This is a genomic window from Nitrososphaerales archaeon, from assembly GCA_025058425.1.
GTDB lineage: Archaea > Thermoproteota > Nitrososphaeria > Nitrososphaerales > JANXEG01 > JANXEG01.
On the sequence record JANXEG010000071.1, the window covers coordinates 1 to 5089 of the forward strand.

At 43.6% G+C, this 5089-nt stretch carries 4 protein-coding genes, 2 tRNA genes and 1 rRNA gene; 4 read left to right on the top strand and 3 right to left on the bottom strand.

Going from position 1 to position 5089, the window contains the following annotated elements; translation table 11 throughout:
• A partial coding sequence (locus tag NZ896_06470; GenBank protein ID MCS7117093.1) for a thermosome subunit occupies positions 1 to 616 on the bottom strand: 616 nt, incomplete at its 3' end.
• Positions 617 to 699: 83 nt separating this feature from the next.
• On the opposite strand from NZ896_06470, the gene NZ896_06475 reads away from it, so the two are divergent.
• Both NZ896_06475 and NZ896_06480 read left to right on the top strand, forming a co-directional pair.
• The gene (locus NZ896_06475) at positions 700 to 1356 is read left to right on the top strand and encodes an ArsR family transcriptional regulator (protein MCS7117094.1); all 657 of its coding nucleotides are present in this window, start codon (positions 700 to 702) and stop codon (positions 1354 to 1356) included.
• 298 nt (positions 1357 to 1654) lie between these two features.
• A complete protein-coding gene (locus NZ896_06480; GenBank protein ID MCS7117095.1) occupies positions 1655 to 1918 on the top strand; it encodes a DUF4405 domain-containing protein in 264 nt (87 codons plus the stop codon).
• Between the two features lie 146 nt (positions 1919 to 2064).
• Here NZ896_06480 and NZ896_06485 read toward each other — a convergent pair.
• A tRNA-Ser gene (locus tag NZ896_06485) sits at positions 2065 to 2171 on the bottom strand.
• Between the two features lie 60 nt (positions 2172 to 2231).
• Here NZ896_06485 and NZ896_06490 point away from each other — a divergent pair.
• Positions 2232 to 2345 (top strand) — tRNA-Leu (locus NZ896_06490).
• Positions 2346 to 2753: 408 nt separating this feature from the next.
• Entirely contained in the window at positions 2754 to 4523 is a 1770-nt protein-coding gene (gene glmS / locus NZ896_06495) for a glutamine--fructose-6-phosphate transaminase (isomerizing) (GenBank protein MCS7117096.1), read from the top strand.
• Between the two features lie 332 nt (positions 4524 to 4855).
• Here glmS and NZ896_06500 read toward each other — a convergent pair.
• Positions 4856 to 5089 (bottom strand): 23S ribosomal RNA (locus tag NZ896_06500); the annotation flags it as partial.

Consider the following 5089-nt stretch of genomic DNA (forward strand, 5'->3'; position numbering starts at 1 on the left):
TATCGATATCTACCTTATATGCTCCGTCTTGCTTCTCAGCGACCGTAAGAATCGCATCTACGACGAGGGTTGCAAGCTCTTCAGCCTCTTTGGAAACGAGTTTACTCGCCATACTCGTCTTCGCTACCTTGATGAGCATATTCTTATCTTCAGGATCGATCTTCTCCGCAAAGCTTCGAAGGGCCTCAAGTGCCTTATTGGCAGCCTTCCTGTAGCCATCGACTATGATCGTCGGATGCACATCCTTGGCGAGCAGCTCTTCAGCCTTCTCGAGCAGTGCACCAGCAAGCACGACTGCCGATGTTGTACCATCACCAACTTCATTATCGGTAGCCTTCGCAACCTCTACGAGCATCTTCGCCGCCGGGTGCTGCACATCGATCTCCTTCAGTATCGTGGCACCATCGTTCGTGATCGTTACATCGCCGAGTGTGTCGACGAGCATCTTGTCCATTCCCCTTGGACCAAGAGATGTGCGGACGATCTCCGCTATCAACTTCGCTGCCATGATGTTATTCCTCTGCGCCTCTCTTCCTCTCATCTGGCTGCTTCCTTCCTTCAGTATCAGTATAGGTTGGCCAGTTGAGGTAATTGCAGGAATAGCTGTTGCGGACATATCAGATCTACTCCTCCGGTATATAACCTAAAGTAGTAAACTATATAAACATTACCCTCCTAATACATTTTAGGTGAGCAAAAATATCCACGACCGAGCTCGATCGATTACTAACGGTCGTACAGAACCCTATAAGGAGAGAAATCATTCGAAGGTTGAGCCAGGAGCCTAGCTACCCACTTGAAATTTCAGAGGATCTCGGGATATATCAACCGCTCGTCTCAAAGCACCTTAAAGTGATGGAAGAAGCGGAGGTCGTGGAGGCTAAAACGGAGTCAAGCCCTTATGGGCCTGACAGAAAGATGTACTACCTTGCAAAGGCAGTATCATTAACGGTCGATTTTTCACCAGACCTTTACAACGTAAGTGTATCATCATTACAACGTGTCACCCTACCCAAGTCTATAGGAGAATTCAAAGACCGCCTCGACCATCTTACCAGCGAATACCATACGTTAGATCAATTTGCAGACCTGATCGCCGATCTGGATAGGAGGATCGCTGAATTGGAGAAAGAGAGGGCTGCGCTACTTCACCTCAGAAGTCTAGCCATGCGTGCAGCGAAGGAGAGTATCAAAGGCAAGCCGATATCCTTCATAGAGAGGATGATCGCCTATCATATCTTAAATAAGAATGAACGGACCGTTAGAGAGATTTCGAAGAGCCTCAACATAAAGGAGGATGTGGTGAAGCGCGTACTCGATCAACTTGTGAAGAGATCGATCATTCGGCCATTTTGATTATTAGACTCGATAACTGAAGAATATGTTCTAGATAATCATCATAATTAACGATAAAAAGTTCGGCTCATTGATCGATCTTTATAATTGGGCTTTCAACTAATACCGATAATGAGAAATTTCCTAATCGTGCTAAAGCTCTTGACGGTATCAATAACATGTACAGTTTCTTTAAACCTTCGCGCCAAGTCAATCGATACTTCTGCACTTAATTCTTAATACAAGAATTCCGTTAATATTTACACCATTCAAACTCTAGTAGCAAAACTTTAAATAGTAACTTGAAGAAATAACTCCAATGATTCTCTTAAGAGCCTGGCTCTTCTACTTGATGACGACGTTATCTCTCATAAGTCTAGTAACGGGTATATTTTTATACCTATGGCCTCACGGACCACGTAGTGGAAGGTTATTATTCCTCGGTTTCGATAGATTCACATGGAGTGAATGGCATACCTATGCTTCATTACTCGCTCTAATAATCGTTATAATTCACATAATTTTCAACCGGAGATTGGTAAAGCAATATATAAAATGGACTATAGAGAGCTCGCACCAATAGCATAGAGGTAGTACTTTTAGGTTCATGATTCCTCAACCTCATCTCTATACGTATAACGTTCCTTTCTCTTCATAATATGAAGCTTTTTAACAAGGTTTTGAATGAAAGATCGAATCTTTATATTCGGAGCACCTCGGAGCACTTAGCGCCGGGGGTGGGATTTGAACCCACGAGACCCGAAAGGGTCATCGGCTCTCCAGCCCTAATGGTTAGATCTCGAGGCCGACGCATTACCTGGCTTTGCTACCCCGGCGCTTCTTTATCGATTAATTTTATTAATTACGGTCGATTAAATGCTTTATGTAATAGTAGTGCGGGGGTTGCCAAGTCTGGTCAAAGGCGCGAGACTATTTGCGTGATGCTCAGATATTTGATTTGAGAAACCTCGTCCCTTAGGGGTTCGTGGGTTCAAATCCCACCCCCCGCACCTGCACCGCACCAATTTACTGACAATCCCAAATATGGAACGTGATTTTATCATAAGCCTAATATGCATAACGAAGGTTATTGAGGATTGTTGTTTTATACTTATTCGCCTTCTTCAAAGATGGCTAAGCGGCGGGCGGACGGGTTGGAGTTTCAACTTCAAAGTTTGTTATAGAACGTGCCATTTTTTTATCATTATTATAAATTGTTTTATAATATTAGTGATTCGTTTTGTATATACTCCCAACCGATCGAGCACTTTTACTATCGATTCAAATCATTCTCATCTATACAGATAGATGAAGATTTCGGTATTCAAATTCTCCAACCTCTAAAGTCACTATTTGAATACTACAAAGGAGTGATTTTGTAGAGTTTTTAAAGTAACCTATCTATCTGAATGATGAAGATGTGCGGTATCATCGGTTACATCGGTGAAGGGAGTGCTGCCACCATTCTCTTGAATGGTTTGAAGAGGTTGGAGTACAGAGGTTACGATTCGGCGGGTATATGCACCATCAATCAAGATAAGATTCATATAAAGAAGGGTGTGGGTAAGGTCGATGAGATTCACAAAAGGCTGAACTTCACAGACCTCGCTGGTAATATCGGCATAGCCCACACAAGGTGGGCTACACACGGTAAGGTTACCGATGCGAATGCCCATCCTCATACATCCTGTGGTGAGATCATCGCGATAGTACATAACGGGACGCTCGAGAATCATCAGGAGTTAAAGGATACTCTCATTAGAGAGGGGCATACATTCAAGAGTGAAACAGATAGTGAGGTGATCGCGCATCTGATCGAAAAGTTTTATCTTATTCATAAGGATGAGGAGAGGGCCGTTTTGAATGCAGCCAATATGTTAAAAGGTACATTCGCATTCGTTACGATCTTTCGAGATAATCCGAATATCCTGATCGGTGTGAGAAAGGATTCGCCATTGGTATTGGGTATCGATAAAGGTGGCTACTTCCTTGCCAGTGATATCCTTGCATTTATCGACCATACCGATCGGGTAATATTTCTGGACAATCGTGAGGTCGCGGTTGTGAATAGAGGAGGGGTTAAGATATTGACATTCGATGGTCTGGAGGTCAGTAAGAGTGTAACTCAGGTCGCATGGGAAGTGAGCGATGTATCGAAGAAGGAGTTCGCCCACTTCACTATAAAGGAGATACATGAGCAACCTTACACCGTCAGGGCAGCCCTTATCCAAGATATGAATAAGGTCGATGAGTTCTGCAATGAAATCAAGGCTGCAAAGAGGGTCTACGTTGTAGGGTGTGGAACGAGTTACCATGCATCGTTGATGGCGAAGCACCTCTTCAGCAAATTATCTAAAGTTCACGTAGAATCGATCATAGCGAGTGAGTTCTCACATTACGGGGATCTGAGCGACGGAGGTACCATCTTAATCGCAATATCTCAAAGTGGTGAAACTGCGGATGTTTTGGATGTTGTGAGAGAGGCCCGTAGGCAGGGTGTGAAGGTATTCTCCATAGTCAACTCGATGAATTCCTCATTGGTTAGAGAGAGTGATATGAGCCTCTTTATAAATTGTGGTCCAGAAATCGGTGTAGCCGCGACCAAGAGCTTCACATCACAGCTTGTAGTGATATACCTTCTGGCTTTAAGGCTCTCCAATCTATCGGTCGAAGACTTCGATCTCCCAAAACTTCCAAGGTATGTAAGAGAGGTTCTTAAGTTGGAGGGTGAGATTCAGAAGATTTCGAAGAAGTACTATACAAGTGGAGATTTTTACTATGTGGGTAGAGGGCCGCACTTCCCCATAGCTCTAGAGGGTGCGTTGAAGTTGAAGGAGCTCGCTTACATCCATGCCGAAGGTATGCCCGCTGGTGAGTTAAAGCATGGAACTTTAGCCCTCATAAGTGATGGTACGCCCGTCGTTGTACTTAACCCTCACGATGAAACTTACTTTGAAACTCTGGGGAATGCTTCTGAAATGAAGGCGAGGGGTGCGAAGATCATCGGTGTCTCCAATATTATGAATGAAATTTACGACGATTTCATTCAATTACCGACCGTCAATAAATTGCTCTACCCTATCATCGAAGTCATACCCCTTCAACTCCTTGCATACCATATTACATTGGCGAGAAAGCATAATCCCGATTATCCGAGAAATCTGGCAAAATCTGTGACTGTTAAATAAGATGAAGCCTTTACCCATTTGACGATAAAAAAGGAAAAAGGGAAAAATTAAGGAAAAATTATCTTCTTATGAATTACGCATGAGTGAACTCTATAAGCATCGTTGACATAATAGCAAGTACTCCGTGCTTTCTTCTGTTTTTAGATAAATTTAATGATCCAATTTACACGATCGATAGCTTATGAGCGATGAGTCCATCCAATCTGTAGAATTTAATTTCTGAGTAAAAATCGAATAATTCTTACTTATCATCCCAATTTCAAATAAATGCAAATTTTTACTATTTACTATTAAATACTCACGCTATGCATAATCTTTGCGCGATCTGTGGGGTACCATCGGCCTTGAGCGATTGGGAGTGGCGGGCTGAACCGGTCGAAGCAGTGCTTCTTCCGGCGTACACCCCCACCCCATCAACGCCATCTTCTATGGCAGCTCTCGTCCACACACCTCCCTTGCGAGAGGTGTGTGGATGGTTGTCTTTTCTCGGGAGGGGCTTCGAGCTTAGATGCTTTCAGCTCTTATCCCCAACAGCTTAGCTGCCCGGCTGTGCCCTCTCGGACAAC

Coding starts and splice junctions, on each gene's coding strand:
- NZ896_06480 (MCS7117095.1), top strand. CDS start 1,655: ATGATTCTCTTAAGAGCCTGGCTCTTCTACTTGATGACGACGTTATCT.
- glmS (MCS7117096.1), top strand. CDS start 2,754: ATGTGCGGTATCATCGGTTACATCGGTGAAGGGAGTGCTGCCACCATT.